Below are 18891 nucleotides of genomic sequence, written 5' to 3'. Positions count from 1 at the left end.
CCCATTCCGAACACAGAAGTTAAGCCCACCAGCGCCGATGGTACTGCGAAAGCGGGAGAGTAGGTCGCCGCCAGTTTTTATTTTAAAGTCTCATAGATTAAGTTCTATGAGACTTTTTTTGGTATATACCTATATTAACATATTCCTATTCCAAATCAAACTAAATCCAAAAGAAATACACCCTAAAAACAAATCCCACAATACAAACCGTATTCATTTACCTGAAGGAGGGAGGTTGCTATTAAGAGCAAATCGAATTAATAGCAAATCCAAATATTGAATTGCTGAGTGCATATTTATATATAAAAGGATAATGCTGTAATAAATAAGAGTTTTATAGTGAAATTTATTGTAATTAATATAGGATTTAAATAGGATAACAATAAAGACTCCGAAGAATTTTCTTCGGAGTTTTTTATTTAATATAAAGATTATATCTAAAAATGTTCCCAGAAAATAGGTTCGTAAGATCTGGAAAGGTCTTTAATACAGTTTTTAGAGAAGATCTGAAGTTTTACGACACTAATACCTTTTTCCTTAGTATATGGAAATTGAGGAGTCTTATCTGCAGATTTCATGACGCTGCCGTCAGAATAAGTGACTGTCCATCCATATTTATATTCATTATTAGAAACATTGGGGAAGAAGTTGACAATTCCGTCACCAAATTTACCTTGCTTAAAATCTGTTACTTCAATATCACAATTTTTACTTGTGTTAGTATTTTGCTTTATATCAGTTGATGTTCCATTGATTACTTCCTCATAGTTTTTACCATCCAATATTTCAATTGTTTTACTACACTGAACCATTCCTTGTGTAGTAAGAGCTGAAATTGAAATTAATTGACGACCTATTTCATTTGCTTTTAACTTAATACTGCTAAGTTTATTATCACCAATTATTGTAGCATTTTTTCCGTAATTAGACCACAAATGACAGTCTTTACATTGCCCTATTTCAGGAGAGAGGCTGTAAGTTTCTTCATCCTGTACTTTTAATATTGATTTTCCATTTATGGTACATTGTGAGAACAACGAACCGTAAGCTAAAATACCCAATAGAATTAATAATTGTTTTTTCATAATTATGTTTTTATAAAATTATACTTGAATAACTCCTAAATTGAATTTTTCAGTAATAGGAGCATTATTAGCAGCTTCAATGCCCATAGAAATCCATTTTCTTGTATCAGTGGGATTAATGATAGCATCTGTCCAAAGTCTGGAAGCAGCATAAGTTGCTTCAGTTTGTTTTTGATATTTTTTTGAGATGGTCTCTAAAATTTCATTATGCTCTTCTTCAGAAATTTCTTTTCCTTGTTTTTTCAATGTAGATTCCTGAATTTGTGCCAATACTTTTGCAGCTTGAGCTCCTCCCATTACCGCTAAATCAGCCCATGGCCAAGCAACAATTAATCTCGGGTCATAAGCCTTGCCACACATGGCATAATTACCAGCTCCGTAAGAGTTTCCTGTGATAATGGTAAATTTAGGGACAACAGAATTAGAAACTGCATTCACCATTTTTGCTCCGTCTTTAATGATCCCTCCATGTTCTGATTTTGAACCTACCATGAAACCTGTAACGTCCTGTAAGAAGATCAAAGGAATTTTTCTTTGATTACAGTTGGCAATAAATCTTGTTGCTTTATCAGCAGAATCAGAATAGATAACTCCACCAAATTGCATTTCTCCTTTACCGCTTTTCACCAGTTTTCTTTGGTTGGCAACAATTCCTACAGACCAGCCATCGATTCTTGCTGTGGCACAAACAATAGTTTTACCATAGTCAGGTTTGTATTCTTCATATTCAGAATTATCAACTAAACATTTTATGATCTCATAAGTATCATATTGCTCTGCTCTTGAAACAGGCATAATTCCAAAAATGTTATCAGGATTTTCTTTTGGTGGAAAACTTTCAATTCTGTCAAAACCTGCTTTTTCAGTACTTCCGATAGATTTCATAATGTTTTTGATTCTATCTAAAGCATCTTTATCGTCTTTAGCTTTATAATCAGTAACACCGGAAATAGAGCAGTGTGTAGTTGCTCCGCCTAAAGTTTCATTATCAATACTTTCCCCAATTGCAGCTTTTACAAGATAGCTTCCTGCAAGAAAAATAGAACCGGTTTTATCAACAATCATTGCTTCGTCACTCATGATCGGTAAATATGCTCCACCTGCAACACAACTTCCCATTACTGCTGAGATCTGTATAATTCCCATAGAACTCATTTTCGCATTGTTTCTGAAAATTCTTCCGAAATGTTCTTTATCCGGGAAAATTTCGTCTTGCATTGGTAAATAAACACCGGCAGAATCTACTAGATAGATGATAGGAAGTTTATTCTCCATAGCAATTTCCTGTGCTCTAAGATTTTTCTTTCCGGTGATTGGAAACCAAGCTCCGGCTTTTACAGAAGCATCATTGGCAACAACAATACATTGTCTTCCGGAAACATATCCTATGACTACTACAACACCTCCACTTGGGCATCCTCCATGTTCCTCGTACATTTCAAATCCGGCAAATGCACCCACTTCTATTGAATCCGTATTTTTATCGAGAAGATATTCAATTCTTTCTCTTGCTGTCATTTTTCCTTCATCACGAAGTTTTTGAAGTCTTTTTTCACCACCCCCTTTTTTTATTTCGGCAAGCAGGCGATTGATCTCTGATAATTTTAATCTGTTTTGATCTTCTCTTTTGTTGAATTCAAGGTCCATAAAAATAAATTCATTTTATATAGTGCTAAAGATACTATTTTTCAAAGGAATTTAAACTGAATTAAAACAAGTGTTTAAAATATTGGTTTTCAGAAAATTGTGAAATTTTTAACATCGGAATATTTTTATATTATTGAGATTTTTTTTAACTTTACATAAGAGTATTGGAGGTATATTCTCTGAAAAATACTCTAAGTTCCTAGTTTATTTTTTTAATAGTTTATTATTTGAAAGCCCTGAAAGTTGAATAAATTTTCAGGGTTTTTTTTGTAAAAAATGAATAAATCTGCCCGATATGTTAAAGCGATTTGTAAATTTGCCTATTAAAATTAAAAAGAAGTAGGGTATGCATAAGTTGGCACTGTTTAGATTGCATTTAATTGTTTTTTTATGGGGATTTACGGCAATTTTGGGAAAACTTATTCATGCAAATGCACAGATTCTGGTTTTTTACAGAATGCTGTTCGCAGCGGTTTTTCTGTATGCCTTTATCAGAATTTATAAGAAAGAAAGTATAAAGGTTTCGAAAAAAATATTTTTTCAGCTGGCTGCAATTGGTTTTGCCATGGCGCTTCACTGGTATTGTTTTTTTTATTCGATTAAAGTGTCGAATGTTTCAATAGCCTTGAGCTGCCTTTCACTGTCTACATTATTTGCTTCCATTTTGGAGCCTATCATCTTTAAAAGGAAGGTGGATGTTTCTGAAGTAGTAATGGGATTGGTGATCGTAGCCTGTATATTATTAATATTTAAAACCGAGTTCCAGTATAAAGAAGGAATTTTTTACGGAATATTATGCGCTGTATTTGGAACCATATTTTCGGTTTTTAATGGGAAAATGTTTGGAAAAACAAGTTCCGGAAATATTATTTTTTACGAGATTTTTTGTGGATGGTTTATGCTGATGGTGATTTATTTGTTCTCAGGACAAATTTTTCATATGAATGAAATAAGTTATAGAGATATTGCGTTAATATGCTTGTTGGGCAGTGTCTTTACTGCTTTTCCCATGTTAGAATCTGTAAAGCTGATGAAATATATTTCACCCTTTACTTTAATTTTAACAGTTAATTTAGAACCAGTTTACGGAATTATATTAGCTTTTTTTATCTTTGGAGAATCGGAGCATATGAGCCCTATTTTTTATGTAGCATCATTTATAATGATATTGGCAATTATTATTAATGGTTTAATAAAAGCAAGAAAACAAAAAAAACTTAATTAAGCATCGCCTAGATTATGATGAAAAAATACCTTTTAGTAGTATTTTCCCTGGCTTTTGGACTTTCCCAGTCTCAGATTATCAGAAAATATTCCAACGAATTTTTAAATATTGGTGCAGGAGCAAGAGGATTGGCTATGGGAGGAGCAGTAATCTCTAATCAGGATGATGTATATTCCCCGATGTGGAACCCGGCAGGTCTCTTATCTATTGAAAAAGATTGGCAGGGAGCAGCCATGCACGCAGAATACTTTGAATCTATTGCCAAATATGATTATTTAGCATATGCTAAAGTACTGGAAGAAGGTGTTTTTGGAGTTTCCATTGTAAGATTGGGGGTTGATAATATATTGAATACGACTCAAATGATCGATGCAGAAGGGAACATTGATTATGATAAAATTACTAAGTTTTCTCAATCCGATTATGCAGCATTACTTTCTTATGCTTTTCACCCAGGAGGAAATCCTAGATTAGATGTGGGGGTAAATGCTAAAATCGTTTATAGAAATGTCGGAAAATTTGCAAATGGTTATGGTTTTGGTTTTGATGTAGGAGCGATCTATAAAGGAGATAACGGATGGAAGTTTGGTGGGATGCTTCGTGATGCGACAACAACAGTCAACTTTTGGAGTATTAATCAAAAGGAATTATCAACAGTTGTAAATGGAGAGGAATTCAACCCTGCTCCTTCAGATAAAATGGAGCTTACTATGCCTAAATTGAATTTGGGAGCAAGTAAAGTATTTGAAATCAACAGCAGCGTATATGTTTTACCTGAAGCTGGTATCAATGTAGACTTCGCTAAAACGGCGGCTCTTATTTCTTCTGATATTGCAAGTATTACTCCTTATGCGGGAGCGGAATTAGGATATCAGAAAATGATCTTTGTACGATTGGGGGTTAACAGATTTCAATCCATTACAGATATTGAAGATTTGAAAAGAAAGGTTTCTTTTCAGCCAAGTGCAGGTATAGGGATCAGATACAGAGGTCTTACCCTTGATTATGCAATTAGCAACTCAGGAATTGGAGGATCCAATTTTTACTCGAATTTCTTCTCATTGAAACTGGATATGGGAGAATTTAGAAATGATTAAAATTTAATGAAAATGAAAAAGCTTTCACTTGTTGTATTAACAGTTAGTTCTATGTTCATGTTCGGGCAAAAAACTTCTGATTATAGATATATTTCACTTCCGGCTAAATTTACAAGTTTTAAAGAAGACTTTGGTTTGGGCGAATTGTTAGCAAAAACATTAAAAAACAAAAATTATATTATTGTTCCTACTGATAAATTACAATGGCCATCAGAAGCAAAAGATAATCCCTGTAATGTTTTATTGGCAGATATTATTAATGATAGCAGTTTTTTAAGAAATAAGATAGTAGTAACATTCAAGGACTGTAATGATAAAGAAATACAATCGATAAAAGGTACTTCTAACATTAAAGAATATAAAGAAGGATATCAGGATGCTTTGAAGCAAACGTATTCATTAATTTCTCCAACGAAATCTATTGATCATAATCAGATTGTAACGAAAACAGTTAATGCTACAGAAGAGAAAATTACAAGCAATAACAGTTTGGTATCAGAAAATAATTCTGCACAGAATTTTAGCAATGGTAAAATTGATCTTCAGAAAATTCAGATTGATAGAAGCCAATTCATTCTGGCGAACCCAAACAGCTCATCACCTTTTGCTACTTTTAAAACAACAACCAAGAATGATGTTTTCAGAGTAAAGTTACAAAATGGAGAATCTACACTTGGATATTTTGAAAATGGAAATATAGTAATTGAAATTCCACAAACGAATGGAGAATATACTAAAGAAGTATTTTCAAAAAAATAAAACCTAAAGCCCTCAATTTTGAGGGCTTTTTTATGATTAACAGTCAATAACTTATTTCTTTATAAATTTAATTGTTTGATTGGTTTTACGATCATTCAATTTCGCAAAATAAGTCCCAGGAGCGAGATCAGATAATTTAACTGAAACCGCATCACTTTTTGATGAAACGGTTTTAATTAATTTCCCGTTCATATCATAAATCTCAACTGACTCAATTGTATTTTTAGCTTCTATATTTAAAAAATCAGAAACAGGGTTAGGATAAACCTTTGCTGAAACTTTTGAAACTTCAGAAGTAGCCAATGTTCCGATAGTTGCTGTATAATCTGTCCAGGTTCCGTAGTTGTACGTTCCACACGGAGAATCTGCAGGCGTACCATTTGCTGAATTGGCTAATCGATTCCACACTCTCATTCTGTAATTTCCTGCAGTTACGGAAGATGGAATGGTGAAATTTCCGGAATAAGTTTGCGTGTCACTTGCAATATAACTTGGTAAAAATAGAGCTTCCCCTGCATCATCAAAGTCTCCGTCTTTATTGAAGTCTATTGCCATTCCACAAGAAATCCATCCCATAGTTGTTATATTGATGGCATAAGAAGTTCCTGGGCTCAAGTTTACTGTTACAGCAGTACGATCTCTTCCAGTTGTACAGGTGCCGGATGCAAATGAATTATCAAAACTTGCGGAAGGAATTGTCACTTGGGTAATTCTCCAGCTTGTACATCCACTGGAATAACTAGGATTGCAATATGTTTGTGCGTTAAAAAAATTGGTAAGTGTAAACGTAATGATTCCTGCAAATAACTTTGCTAAAAAGTAGTTCTTTTTCATAAAATATAATATTTGGTAATTAAATGTTTAAGCTAAATTATTAAAAAAACATTAATTATGAAATATTATGTATTAAAAATTAAAAGTAATTGTTTTTGTTTAAATTATTTATTAAAAAAATCATGAATTACTTTCGCTTTACTTTTCCCCAATATCTCTTCTAAAGTTTCCAGATTGGATTCTTTTATGCGTTTCACAGATTTTAATTTTGAAAGCAATAATTCAATTGTTTTTTCTCCAACTCCCGGAATTTCCTCCAGTTCAGATTTTATGGTAGAATTTTTTCTTCTTGTTCTGTGATGCTTTACTCCGAAGCGGTGGGCTTCATCTCTTACTCGTTGAAGAATTTTTAAGGTTTCCGATTTTTTATCCAGATACAAAGGAATAGGATCTTCAGGAAAGAAAATTTCTTCCAGCCTTTTTGCGATTCCGACGATGGTAATTTTACCGTATAATCCCAGTAAACGCAAACTTTTTACAGCCGAAGATAATTGTCCTTTTCCTCCGTCAATCAAAATCAATTGAGGAAGGTTTTCTCCTTCATCCAACATTCTTTTATAACGACGATAGATTACCTCTTCCATAGTGGCAAAATCATTCGGTCCTTCTACTGTTTTTGGATGAAAAATTCTGTAATCAGCTTTGCTTGGTTTTCCATCTTTAAAAACGACACAGGCAGAAACAGGATTTGTTCCCTGAATATTCGAGTTATCAAAACCTTCGATATGTCGTGGTTCAACAGGCATTCTCAGCAATTTCTGCATTTCTGCCATGATTCTGTTGGTATGTCTTTCCGGATCGATGATCTGAACCTGTTTTAATTTTTCTAAACGGTATTCTTTCGCATTTTTTTCAGAAAGTTCTACGATACGTTTTTTATCACCTACTTTCGGAACGATCAGTTTCACATTCGGAATTTCAACAGATAAATGGAAAGGGAGAAGTACTTCTTTTGAATCTGAACTAAACTTTTGTCTGATTTCAATTAAAGCTTCTTCCATAATGTCTTCATCAGATTCTTCAAGAATCTTTTTAATTTCGGTGGTAAAACTCTGAATAATATTTCCATTTCTGATCTTAAAGAAATTCACATAAGCTGCGGTCTCATCACTGGTCATGCCAAATACATCTACATCATCGATATTCGGGTTCACAACCGTGTTTTTAGCCTGATAATCTTCAAGGATGTCAAGTCTTTCCTTAATTAATTGGGCCTGTTCAAACTGCAAATTTTCTGCATACTTCATCATCTGATGAACCAGATATTCTTTTGCTTTTCGGAAATCTCCTTTAATGATTCCCCGGATAGCATCAATTTTTTCGTCGTAATCTTCTTTGCTTTCAAGTCCTTCACAAGGTCCTTCACAATTTTTAATGTGATACTCAAGACAGACCTTATATTTTCCATCATCGATTTTATTAGGAGCAAGATTAAGATTACAGGTTCTGAGTTTGTAAATATGTTTGATTGTATCTAAAAGAATTTTGGCAGGACGTACTTTTGCGTAAGGACCATAATATTCAGAGCCATCTTTGATCACATTTCTTGTCAGAAAAATTCGTGGAAAATCTTCATTTTTGATACAAATCCATGGATAGGTTTTGTCATCTTTCAGCATCACATTGTAAAACGGCTGATGTTCTTTGATCAGGTTATTTTCTAATAAAAGTGCATCATATTCACTGTTTACAATGGTGGTTTCCAAGCGTTGGATTTTCCCGACCATAATTTTGATACGGTATCCAGAAAGGTTTTTGTTGAAATAAGAAAGAACCCTTTTCTTTAAATTTTTAGCCTTTCCTACATATAAAAGCTGTTCGTTTTTATCATAGTAACGATAAACACCGGGTTCGGAAGGTAAAGTTTTAAGCTGCAGTTCTAAAGAAGGATTCATATAACAAAATTAAGGAATTTAAAACCACAAAAAAAGCTGCAGAATCTCTACAGCTTTATAATATATGTTAATATTCAATTTTATCCGTTGCTCATTTCAGTGTACTGATACACCAAGAAGCTGAAATAGTCCCATTCCACAGAGTTTTTAGGATACTTTTTCATGAATTCGGCATTGTCTCCGAAAAGAAAATCATAATTATCTTCAAAATCATCTTTGTGAAGCCACATTACTTTATCTCCTTTCTTTACATAATAAGATTTGATAACACCACCACCTAATTGGGGAGAACCCATCACTGAAAAACCTGTCGTTTCTTTAGCTCTCGGATCATGATAAACAGAGATAATATCATCAAATTCAGGATTAATAACCTGCATCAGAAATTCTTTGTCATCCTTTTTATTTTTTAAAGAAACCGTTTGGTTTACAAAGTGAATACGACCATTTGTTGTTGTATTCTTTAATTTTTTTGTCTGATAATTTCTGATGTTACCCATATATTTTGCAACTTTCATAAATTTCTCAGCCTCGTTGGGGAATACATACATTTCACTGATGTTATCAGCCTCCAAAACACTAGGTTTTTTAGTAATACTGTCTTTAATGGATACTTCAAAAATCTGACCTTTTTTAGTATCAATTTTATTGCAGAACCCTTTTACGATTGTACCGTCCTTTAAAGTAACAGTTGATGTTTTTTTTGGAGATGGGGAATTGAACCCTTCATTAAAAAGGTATTGTTCCATCTTTTTGATCTCTTCTTTAGAGTATTTTACTTTCTGAGCGAAAGATGCAGTGCTTACAAGAAACAATGCAAGCAGCATAGATTTAAGTTTCATAAGGTTATTATTTTTTTATTTACGGCGGTAAAAATAGCAAATTAAATGGCTTATTCTGAGAAAAATCTGACGTTGAAAAATTAGTTTTTCCAATTATTGTTAAATGTGTAATTTTAAGACAAAATTTAGAGAATGATATACGGTGTAGATGTTTTCAGTTTCCATGATGTTTTGGAAATCTGTAAAGCTCCAAATAAAGCGAAACTGAACAAAGCTGCGAAAGACCAAATCTTAAAATCGCAGAAGAATGTTCAGAAGATTGTAGATTCAGATCGTTGTGTGTATGGAATAAATACAGGATTCGGGCCTCTTTGTGATACAAAAATTTCTGCTGATGAAACAGCGCAGTTACAATATAATCTGATCATTTCTCACGCAGTAGGGGTGGGAAAACCGATAGATAAAGAACTTTCAAAAATTATGATCATTGCTAAAGTTCATGCTTTGTCAAAAGGATTTTCGGGAGTTTCTTTAGAAGTGATCGAGAGAATGATTCTCATGTTAGAAAAAGATATTATTCCGGTTGTTCCTGAGCAAGGTTCGGTGGGAGCTTCAGGAGATTTAGCGCCTTTGTCACACCTTGTTTTGCCTCTTTTAGGACTTGGAAAAGTTTGGGTTGGAAACGAGATTTTTGAAACGACTGAAGTATTAGAAAAAAATGATCTTAAACCATTGACTTTAGGACCAAAAGAAGGCTTGGGATTAATTAACGGCACTCAATTTATTTTGGCTCATGCAATAAAAGGCTTAGAAAAATTTGAATATTTATTAGATCTTGCTGATATGACGGCTGCAATGAGTCTTGAAGCATACAGAGGATCGGCAAGTCCGTTTAAAAAAGAACTGCACGAGATCAGACCATTTGAAGGAAGTAAAAAAGTGGCTGCAAGAATGCTGAAATTCCTGAAAGGTTCAGAAAATATGAAAGCTCACGAAGACTGTGAGAGAGTTCAGGATCCGTATTCCATGAGATGTGTTCCACAGGTTCACGGGGCGAGTAGAAATGCTTTTGAACATCTGAAAATGATGGCAGAAACGGAATTGAATTCTGTAACAGACAATCCAATTGTTTTAAGTGCTGAAGAATCGATTTCAGGAGGAAACTTCCATGGTCAGTTGATGGCTTTACCGTTAGATTATGCAACGTTGGCTGCTGCTGAATTAGGAAATATTTCTGACAGAAGAAGTTATTTATTATTGGAAGGAAAATATGGCTTACCAAGATTGCTAACAGAAAGCTCTGGTTTAAATTCAGGATTTATGATTCCTCAATATACTTCTGCGGCGTTAGTAACAGAAAATAAAACATTGTGTTTCCCTGCTTCGGCAGATTCTATTCCTACAAGTTTAGGACAGGAAGACCACGTTTCTATGGGAAGCATTTCCGGAAGAAAATTCAATCAGGTTTTAGGAAACCTGGTTAATATATTATCGGTTGAATTAATGTTTGCTGCACAGGGATTAGAATTCAGAAGACCTTCAAAATGTTCAAAAATCATTGAAGAAAACTATGCGATTCTTCGTTCGAAAGTTGCTAAGCTTGAAGATGACCGATTGATCGGAGAAGATATGTTGGCGATTGCAGAGCTGATTAATGAAAGAAAATTTGTAGTAAACTAACTGTCAATCAGGATGAAAAAAGTTTTTTGCATAGCAATGATTGGATTTGGAGTATTTTCTTATTCTCAGGCAAAACAGGATAAAGTAAAAGAATTGCTTTCTTTAAGTGGTGCTTTTCCGGTTACTAAACAGGCAGAAAAGAATTTAATCGCTAATTACAAAAAAAAATATAATACTGTTCCAGATTCTGCTTGGGAACCTATTGAAATGAAAGTGAATATTGACGATCTTATCAATGAAGTAGTAGGGATTTACGGAAATAAGTTTACTGAAAAAGAAATTGATCAATTGCTTATTTTTTATAAATCAGATTTTGGAAAGAAAGTGATTCAAAATACACCGAGCATTATGACTGAAATTCAGACTGCAACTAGTAATTGGGCTCAGAAAGTTACTGAGACAATTGATGGGGATTTAGAAAAAATGGGGTATTTACAATCGCCACCTCCTATGGAATCAGGTCCGGAACCTCCTATGCGTAAATAAAATAAAAAATATCAAAGCTTCCAGAAATGGGAGCTTTTTTAATACATTAAATAATATAAAGAGAAGAGAAAATCATCTTAAATAATTAAATTTGTTGTGTAATACGAGTGTAATGGCCATAAAAAGAACAGATTCGTCCAACCCGGATTTTCAATATTTAGTACAATTCTTAGATCAGGATTTAGCCGTTCGTGATGGGGATGAACATGCATTTTATCATCAGTTTAATTTGATTGACCAGTTGAAAAACTGTGTTCTTTTCTATGAAAATGAAAAACCTGTTGCTTGCGGAGCATTTAAAAAATTTGAGAATGATACTGTAGAAATCAAAAGGATGTTTGTACTGCCTGAATATAGAGGAAACGGTTACGCATCCAAAGTACTTGCAGAACTTGAAATCTGGGCAAAAAATGAAGGTTTTCAATATGGTGTTTTGGAAACAGGACTTAAACAGCCGGAAGCAATTGCGTTATATAAGAAAAATGGATACAATTTGATCCCTAATTACGGACAATATATTGATATTGAGAATAGTGTCTGTTATAAAAAGGAGCTGTAATTCATGAAGTTAATACTATTTCTAGCATAGTAAAATTAACAGTAAATTAAATTCTAAATATTTCTAATTCAATGTAAAGTGATATCTTGGTGATACCAATCAAATATTATTTTATATGAAAAAGAATGTCTTTTATCTACTCTTATTGTTTTTTGTTTTCACTGCCTGTAGCAGAGAAGATCTTCAAAACAATTCAGAAAACATTGAAGTTGCCCAGAAAGATCCTTTGACGGCTAAACAAATCAATGAAAAAATTAATGAAACCATTAAAACGAAAGGAAGATTTTCCTGGAACGAATCTTCTGATCATTTTGTGTGGAGTGCCGTTTTTCAGGGAAATAAAATTGCTTCTATCGGATTCGGTTCTTCTTTTGACAGAAGTTTGACACCGGATAATAAAGCAATTGAGGCCGAAATTTTAAAGGTAATTGAGCAATACGAAGGAAAAACAGAAAGAACCCTGTTATCTTCAGATCAATATTTAAATCAAATTGATGTTACGATAGAAAAACAGGAAACGGTAATTGCTCTTAGAAAAATGAAAAATATCCGTTATCTGGAGCCTGCAGATTACCGCTATTTTGAAAATGAACAAAAATATGGAGCTACTTCAAAATCAAGTGGTTCATCAGGATGCGGATTTGAATCAACAGCTTTAAGTACATCAGATTATACAACGGTGACCCCTAATGCAAAAGCGCCTTGGTCTTTCACCAAACACAATATCATTAACGCATGGAGCTACAGCACAGGAGCAGGAGTGACCATTGGTGTGATTGACAGCGGTGTTTCTCCTGAACAAACTTTATTGGGAAGCAGTTTCAATAACGGACTTTCATCAGGAAGAACCATCAGTAAAAATGGAGTTTATGTAGATTCAATCTGGCCATGGAGTACAGGTTACGATGGTTCTGCGGATCAATGCGGTCACGGGACGAGTATGGCTTCGGCGGTGGCTTCTCCGAGAAATAATCAAGGACAACCGGTTGGGGTTGCTTATAATGCGAATTTGGTAACGTACAGAGCGGCTTCAAACGTTGTGCTGGATGGATATCACGAACAAAACGGAGTAAAGATTGCCTTTACAGAATTAGGAAATAATACCAGTGTCAAAATCATTTCAATGTCGATGGGACATATTTTCTCAGTAGGAAAAATTGAAGATGGAGTAAAATACGCGTATTCAAAAGGAAAATTGATTTTCTGTGCAGGAGGAACTTCCACAAGCTTTACGAATTTTGTGGGGGTAATTTTCCCGGCATGGATGCCTGAAACACAAGCAATCACCGGAGTAAAAGAAAATACTTCCAACCAAAGATGTGACGTATGCCACTCAGGAGCGGAAATTGATTTTACCTATCAGATGGAAAGAGCTTCAGGAAACAGTATTCCGGTGCTGAGTTATTACAACGGACAAACCGATTATGTAGGCGGTTCTTCTGTGGCAACAGCATCTACAGCAGGAATCGCAGCTTTGGTCTGGGCTAAAAATCCATCATGGACAAGAGATCAGGTTCTGAATAAAATGAGACAGTCGGCAACCTATTATCCAACTCCGAACTCAGATTACGGATACGGAAATATTAATGTTTTACAGGCTGTACAATAAAATAGTAAACTAAAAAATATTTTAAGAAGGCGGAAATATTTCAGATTAATCTCCAAGCTGGTAATCTAAAGGAAGCATATTTTCAATTTTGTTTTTTGAGAATTCCCCTTCGGTAATCAGCAGATCAGGATTAGAAATGTTTCCGTCTTTTGATACTTCAAAAGTTTCACCTTCAGGATGTAGATAGGATGATATCACAACAGGAATTGTACTTTTTATAAACTGCTTTCCTTTCAGTTCATAGTAGTACTTAGAATAATTCACCTGTAGCATATCTTTGAAACTGAAAAAAACTTTCTTTCCGTCTCTTTTCACATAATCAGAATCCGGGATCATGGTTTTGGTAATCGCCAAAGCATAAGGTTTTTGGCTGGTTTTCCTGTGTGAGATATCACTAATTTCCTCCGGAATTTTAAACAGTGTTTTCGAAGCTCTGGAAACTTCCATAAAGTTCTTCAGGATATTCAGCTCTTCTTCTGTAGGATATTTCGGATTCGGAACCTGTACAACATGATTAACCACAAATTTATCTTCTGAAATAGTATTATTGTAAATACTTCTGAAAAAATGAAGCGAACTTCCATCATAAGCGTTCATTCTATTGAGCTTTACTTTATCTGAATTTTTAGTTTCTTTAAAAAAGCTTGTCCCTGTGTAATTCACCATATTGGAGTTGAAATCGGTAGAAAAGCTCATGAGGTTATATTCTATCTCGTACCCCAGATTTTTATTTTCTATAATTAAAGTTTTCGGGGCTTTTACCTTTAGCGTTTTATTCTTTTTATCGTAGGCAAATTTTAAAGATTTCTGATTTTTAATTTTTACATTTTCCTGATCATTGCCGATAAAGCTGTTAAGAAAATAACCGATGTAATTTTTATATGCTTCTTCGGTATAAGGAATAATTCTTACTTCTTCAATCGTATTGGTTTTCAGTAAGACAACTTTTAATTTTTTATTTAAAACTTCCGAAATAGGTGTTGCAAAAGTTTCATAATCCTCTTTCTGAAAAATAATATTCCCGATATTTTTAGAAGGCAAGTTCAGGCTGAAGCTTCCGTCTTCTTTAGAAGTTGTTCCGATTTTTGTTCCATCAATATAAATAGAAACATTAGGGATTTTTTGTTCCACATCATTCACTACGGTTCCTTGTATCATTTGAGCAATGGATAAGGAAAACGGAAGCAGAAATAAAAAAAGTAATACTGTTTTTTTCATGGTAAACAATATTACTAAATTTTTAGTGATAAAAAAATAGTGAATAACAAGTTGTTATCCAATTCTCACACTCGTCATGCTTAAAGAACCTCCGATTAATTCATCATTAAATAAAGTTAAGTTTTCAGATTTATCTTTCAGTCCTAATGTATAGATCAAAGGAAAATAGTGATCAGGTGTAGGAACTGCATATTGCAATGAAGTTCCCTGCTTTTGATAATCAATGATATTCTGGAAGTTTCCGTCCAACAGCCAGTTGTTGGTTTTTTCGCGAGCTTCAATCGCCCAATCCCAGCCTGCTCCAACTGTATTGATGTTTCTCCAGTCGATCAGTCGAAGGTTATGAACAATATTTCCGCTTCCTATAATTAGAATTCCTTTTTCACGAAGCTTATTTAATCTTTTAGCCAGATCAAAATGATACTGTGAAGGTTTCGTATAATCAATACTCATCTGAATCACCGGAATATCTGCATTCGGATACATGTGTTTAATGACCGACCATGCTCCGTGATCCAATCCCCAATTGTGATCTTCTTCTGCCATGACAGGAGCCAATAATTCTGCCGTTTCTTTTGCCAATTCAGGATCTCCGGGAGCAGGATACTGAACATCAAACAAGGCCTGCGGAAAACCACCAAAATCATGAATTGTTCTTGGCATATCCATCGCAGTTACTTTCGTTCCCTGTGTAAACCAGTGTGCAGAAATACACAAAATTGCATTCGGTTTCGGAATTTCAGTGGCTGCTTTTCTGAAACCTTGTACAAACTGATTTTCTTCAATCGCGTTCATCGGTGAGCCGTGCCCAAGAAAAAGAACAGGCATTCTCTGGGTATTACCAAAGTTTTCGCTTATGTTTTGTAAATCGTTTAGGTTCATTTTTATTGATTGTATAGAAAGACAAAAGGTTCAAGGCTTTAGAAAAATCCCCGAACCTTTTAAGATATTTGTTAAAAATTATGCTTGTTTTACGAACTGTAGTTCACCTGCCAATTTTACTTCATCACTTACCATTACACCTCCTGCTTCAAGAGCAGCATTCCAGTTCAGTCCGAAATCTTTTCTGTTGATTTTTCCTTCAAAAGAGAATCCTGCTTTTGTATTTCCCCATGGGTCAACATTGATTCCGTTGAAATCTACATCAAGGCTTACAGGTTTTGTAATTCCGTTGATCGTAAGGTTTCCTGTAACGTTTCCGTTCAAAGCCTGAGCATCAAAAGAAATTGTAGGATTTGCTTCAGCATTGAAGAATTCTGCAGATTTCAGGTGATTATCTCTGTCTGTATTATGTGTTGAGATAGAAGCCGTCTGAATTGTTGCTGTTGTTTTTGCATTTTCGAAAGTATCATCATCAGCTTCGATTTCTGCGTTGAAGTTGGTGAAGTTTCCTTTGATATTAGAAATCATCATGTGTTTTACTTTGAAAGTAATTTCACTATGCGCTGGGTCTAGGTTCCATTTTGTTGCCATTGTAATACTGTTTTTATTTTGTTATTTATAATGCAAATTTATATCAAGAGACAGGTACAAATCATTGATATAGGATAAGAAATGATTTCTGTTTTATTTTTTATTAAAAACTTACTATTAAGGTAAGAAATTAATCCTAATCATTTTGTTATTATACTTTTACAATCTTTTATTTTAACGTTTCTTAACGTGTGAGTTTTATTTCTTATTTTTGGTGGATTCAATTTTTTACAATGAAATTACATAAGTTTTCTTTATTGATGCTGGTTTTGGGAAGTTCGGCATTTGCGCAGACCCAAAAATTTACGATGGCGGAGGCTGTTAATGGTTTAAGAAGCAATCTTGCCGTGAAAAATATTTCTCAGTTTTCGTGGTCGAATGACGGGAAATCATACATTCAGGCAGTGAAAGGCGGATATCTGATCACAGATTTAAAAACAAACAAACAGGATACTTTGGTGTCTTTGTCTCAACTGAACAAAAATCTGGAGAATAATAAGCTAAAGGCAATTCCACAAATTAAATTTGTCAGCAATTCTAACGGATATTTCAATTCTAATGATCAGATGATCTGGGTTGAGAAATCAGGAAATGACTGGAAAGTGAAAAACTCTGCCACAGTAGATAAAGATGCTTCCAATATCAAAATCTTTGGAGATAACAAAACTTTTGCATTTACGGTAAAGAACAACTTATTTATTAATAAGGACGGAAAAACAATCGCTGTAACAAATGATGCTAATGAAAACATTCTGAACGGTGCTTCCAATGTTCACAGAAACGAATTCGGAATTGATACCGGAATTTTCCCTGCTCCCAATTCAGAAAGTGTAGCATTCTACAGAATGGATCAGACGATGGTTGCTGATTATCCGATCATCGACTGGTCGGTAACTCCAGCTGTGAATCATAACATTAAATATCCGATGGCAGGACGGACTTCGCATCAGGTAACGTTAGGAGTTTTCAACATCAAAACCCAGTCAACAACGTTCTTAAATATTGAAGGAGAAAAAGATCAGTATTTAACGGCAGTTACATGGAGCCCTGATTCAAAATATATCTTTGTTGCCGTATTGAACAGAGGTCAGAATCATATGAAAATGAACCAGTATGATGCGGAGACCGGAAATTTAGTGAAAACTTTATTTGAAGAAACCAACGATAAATATGTTGAGCCACAACATCCGTTAACGTTCTTCCCAAATTCCAATACAGATTTTATCTGGCAGAGTCAGAGAACAGGGTACAATCACTTATTCCATTATAGTTTAGAAAAAGGATTAGTTGCTCAGATCACAAAAGGGGATTGGTTGGTAACAGATATTTTAGGATTTAATGAAAATAAAAAGGAAATTTATTTCACTTCTACGAAAGAAACTCCTTTAGAAAAACATTTATACAGAATTAACTGGACGAACTTCAAAATGCAGCGAATGGATAATGCAGATGGAGTTCACGCAGGAATTTTAAGCAGCGACGGAAATTATTTGTACGACTCTTACAGCAATGCAACTACACCAAGAGTTGTAAATGTTATTAATACAAATACATTAAAATCAACGAATCTTCTTACTGCTGAAAATACATTAAAAAATTATCAGAGACCAGAGATCAAAAGTGTAAACTTCAAAGCGGATGACGGTACGATCCTGTATGGAAAAATGATTCTTCCTACAGATTTTGATGCGAATAAAAAATATCCGGCAATTGTTTATCTATACAACGGGCCGCATTTGCAGTTAATTACCAATACATTCCCGGCTTCCGGAAACCTTTGGTATGAATATATGGCTCAAAACGGATATATCATTTTCACAATGGACGGAAGAGGTTCTGCCAACCGAGGATTGAAGTTTGAGCAGGCGGTATTCAGAAACTTAGGAACAACGGAAATGAATGACCAGATGAAAGGAGTGGAATATTTACAGTCACTTCCTTATGTAGATTCAGAGAAAATGGGAATTCACGGTTGGAGCTTTGGAGGATTTATGACGACAAGTTTTATGCTTCGTAAACCGGATGTATTTAAAGTAGGAGTTGCAGGAGGACCAGTAATCGACTGGAGCATGTACGAAATCATGTACGGAGAAAGATATATGGATACTCCACAGGAGAATCCGCAAGGATATGCTGCGGCCAATCTTTTGGATAAAGTTCAGAACTTAAAAGGAAAATTGTTAATGATTCACGGAGCACAGGATGATGTGGTAGTTTGGCAGCATTCAGTTAAATTCATTAAAGCTGCAGTAGACAATGGGGTTCAGTTAGATTATTTTGTATATCCGGGACATCCACATAATGTGATCGGAAAAGACAGAGTACATTTGATGCAGAAGATCACCGATTATTTTGATCAGAACTTAAAGAAATAAATATTCAAAATCCAGTCGATAAGGCTGGATTTTTTGTTGAAAAGAATCTTGATCTTGAAATTTGTCATTCCGTAGGAATCTGAGCAAAGTATTTCAAAACTAAGTTTAGATTCCTACGGAATGACAGAAAACCTGTAAATTTAAAAACTAAGAAAATCAATCTCCGT

General features: G+C 34.3%; 16 protein-coding genes and 1 rRNA gene. 9 read left to right on the top strand and 8 right to left on the bottom strand.

All coding sequences use genetic code 11. From position 1 onward, the window contains the following. Positions 1 to 76 (top strand): 5S ribosomal RNA (gene rrf / locus JI747_RS16825); the annotation flags it as partial. Positions 77 to 437: 361 nt separating this feature from the next. Here the strand turns inward: rrf and JI747_RS16820 are convergent. Both JI747_RS16820 and JI747_RS16815 read right to left on the bottom strand, forming a co-directional pair. Beyond that, complete coding sequence (locus tag JI747_RS16820) at positions 438 to 1085, bottom strand: hypothetical protein (protein ID WP_225690029.1); 648 nt, start codon at positions 1083 to 1085, stop codon at positions 438 to 440. 18 nt (positions 1086 to 1103) lie between these two features. Further along, a complete protein-coding gene (locus tag JI747_RS16815; protein ID WP_225690028.1) occupies positions 1104 to 2732 on the bottom strand; it encodes an acyl-CoA carboxylase subunit beta in 1629 nt (542 codons plus the stop codon). Between the two features lie 346 nt (positions 2733 to 3078). Here JI747_RS16815 and JI747_RS16810 point away from each other — a divergent pair, with 346 nt between their 5' ends. The 3 genes from JI747_RS16810 to JI747_RS16800 are packed head-to-tail and all read left to right on the top strand — an operon-like array spanning position 3079 to position 5813. Continuing rightward, complete coding sequence (locus JI747_RS16810) at positions 3079 to 3957, top strand: DMT family transporter (RefSeq protein WP_225690027.1); 879 nt, start codon at positions 3079 to 3081, stop codon at positions 3955 to 3957. A 14-nt stretch (positions 3958 to 3971) separates the two neighbouring features. Next, on the top strand, positions 3972 to 5054 hold the full coding sequence (locus tag JI747_RS16805; protein ID WP_394371158.1) for a putative type IX sorting system protein PorV2: 1083 nt from the start codon (positions 3972 to 3974) through the stop codon (positions 5052 to 5054). Positions 5055 to 5066: 12 nt separating this feature from the next. Then, positions 5067 to 5813, top strand: a complete 747-nt coding sequence (locus tag JI747_RS16800) for a hypothetical protein (protein ID WP_225690026.1) — start codon at positions 5067 to 5069, stop codon at positions 5811 to 5813. A 51-nt stretch (positions 5814 to 5864) separates the two neighbouring features. Here JI747_RS16800 and JI747_RS16795 read toward each other — a convergent pair whose 3' ends face one another. The 3 genes from JI747_RS16795 to JI747_RS16785 all read right to left on the bottom strand — a co-directional run bounded on the left by JI747_RS16795 (position 5865) and on the right by JI747_RS16785 (position 9384). After that, positions 5865 to 6647, bottom strand: coding sequence for a T9SS type A sorting domain-containing protein (locus tag JI747_RS16795; RefSeq protein WP_225690025.1), 783 nt, complete (start codon positions 6645 to 6647; stop codon positions 5865 to 5867). 104 nt (positions 6648 to 6751) lie between these two features. Beyond that, positions 6752 to 8542, bottom strand: coding sequence for an excinuclease ABC subunit UvrC (gene uvrC, locus JI747_RS16790; RefSeq protein WP_225690024.1), 1791 nt, complete (start codon positions 8540 to 8542; stop codon positions 6752 to 6754). An 80-nt stretch (positions 8543 to 8622) separates the two neighbouring features. Then, positions 8623 to 9384: a hypothetical protein gene (locus JI747_RS16785; RefSeq protein WP_225690023.1), complete on the bottom strand. Its 762-nt coding sequence runs from the start codon at positions 9382 to 9384 to the stop codon at positions 8623 to 8625. A 132-nt stretch (positions 9385 to 9516) separates the two neighbouring features. Between JI747_RS16785 and hutH the strand changes: the two genes are divergently transcribed. The 4 genes from hutH (at position 9517) to JI747_RS16765 (ending at position 13658) form a co-directional block, all read left to right on the top strand. After that, on the top strand, positions 9517 to 11004 hold the full coding sequence (gene hutH / locus JI747_RS16780; RefSeq protein WP_225690022.1) for a histidine ammonia-lyase: 1488 nt from the start codon (positions 9517 to 9519) through the stop codon (positions 11002 to 11004). Between the two features lie 12 nt (positions 11005 to 11016). Then, positions 11017 to 11490, top strand: a complete 474-nt coding sequence (locus JI747_RS16775; RefSeq protein WP_225690021.1) for a DUF2059 domain-containing protein — start codon at positions 11017 to 11019, stop codon at positions 11488 to 11490. Between the two features lie 112 nt (positions 11491 to 11602). Beyond that, on the top strand, positions 11603 to 12049 hold the full coding sequence (locus JI747_RS16770; protein ID WP_225690020.1) for a GNAT family N-acetyltransferase: 447 nt from the start codon (positions 11603 to 11605) through the stop codon (positions 12047 to 12049). Positions 12050 to 12164: 115 nt separating this feature from the next. Then, positions 12165 to 13658, top strand: a complete 1494-nt coding sequence (locus JI747_RS16765) for a S8 family peptidase (protein ID WP_225690019.1) — start codon at positions 12165 to 12167, stop codon at positions 13656 to 13658. A 45-nt stretch (positions 13659 to 13703) separates the two neighbouring features. Here JI747_RS16765 and JI747_RS16760 read toward each other — a convergent pair whose 3' ends face one another. From JI747_RS16760 to JI747_RS16750, 3 genes are all read right to left on the bottom strand, one after another. Then, positions 13704 to 14876 carry a carboxypeptidase-like regulatory domain-containing protein gene (locus JI747_RS16760; protein ID WP_225690018.1) on the bottom strand — a complete coding sequence of 391 codons (1173 nt, stop codon included), beginning with the start codon at positions 14874 to 14876 and terminating at the stop codon, positions 13704 to 13706. Between the two features lie 54 nt (positions 14877 to 14930). Further along, positions 14931 to 15758 carry a 4,5-DOPA-extradiol-dioxygenase gene (gene ygiD / locus JI747_RS16755; protein ID WP_225690017.1) on the bottom strand — a complete coding sequence of 276 codons (828 nt, stop codon included), beginning with the start codon at positions 15756 to 15758 and terminating at the stop codon, positions 14931 to 14933. Between the two features lie 78 nt (positions 15759 to 15836). Further along, entirely contained in the window at positions 15837 to 16349 is a 513-nt protein-coding gene (locus JI747_RS16750) for a YceI family protein (RefSeq protein ID WP_225690016.1), read from the bottom strand. 233 nt (positions 16350 to 16582) lie between these two features. Here JI747_RS16750 and JI747_RS16745 point away from each other — a divergent pair, with 233 nt between their 5' ends. Then, the gene (locus tag JI747_RS16745; protein ID WP_225690015.1) at positions 16583 to 18724 is read left to right on the top strand and encodes a S9 family peptidase; all 2142 of its coding nucleotides are present in this window, start codon (positions 16583 to 16585) and stop codon (positions 18722 to 18724) included. Positions 18725 to 18891: the final 167 nt, after the last annotated feature.

The sequence above is a fragment of the Chryseobacterium tagetis genome (genome assembly GCF_016735585.2).
GTDB lineage: Bacteria > Bacteroidota > Bacteroidia > Flavobacteriales > Weeksellaceae > Chryseobacterium > Chryseobacterium tagetis.
This window is presented reverse-complemented; position numbering and strand designations above follow the sequence as displayed.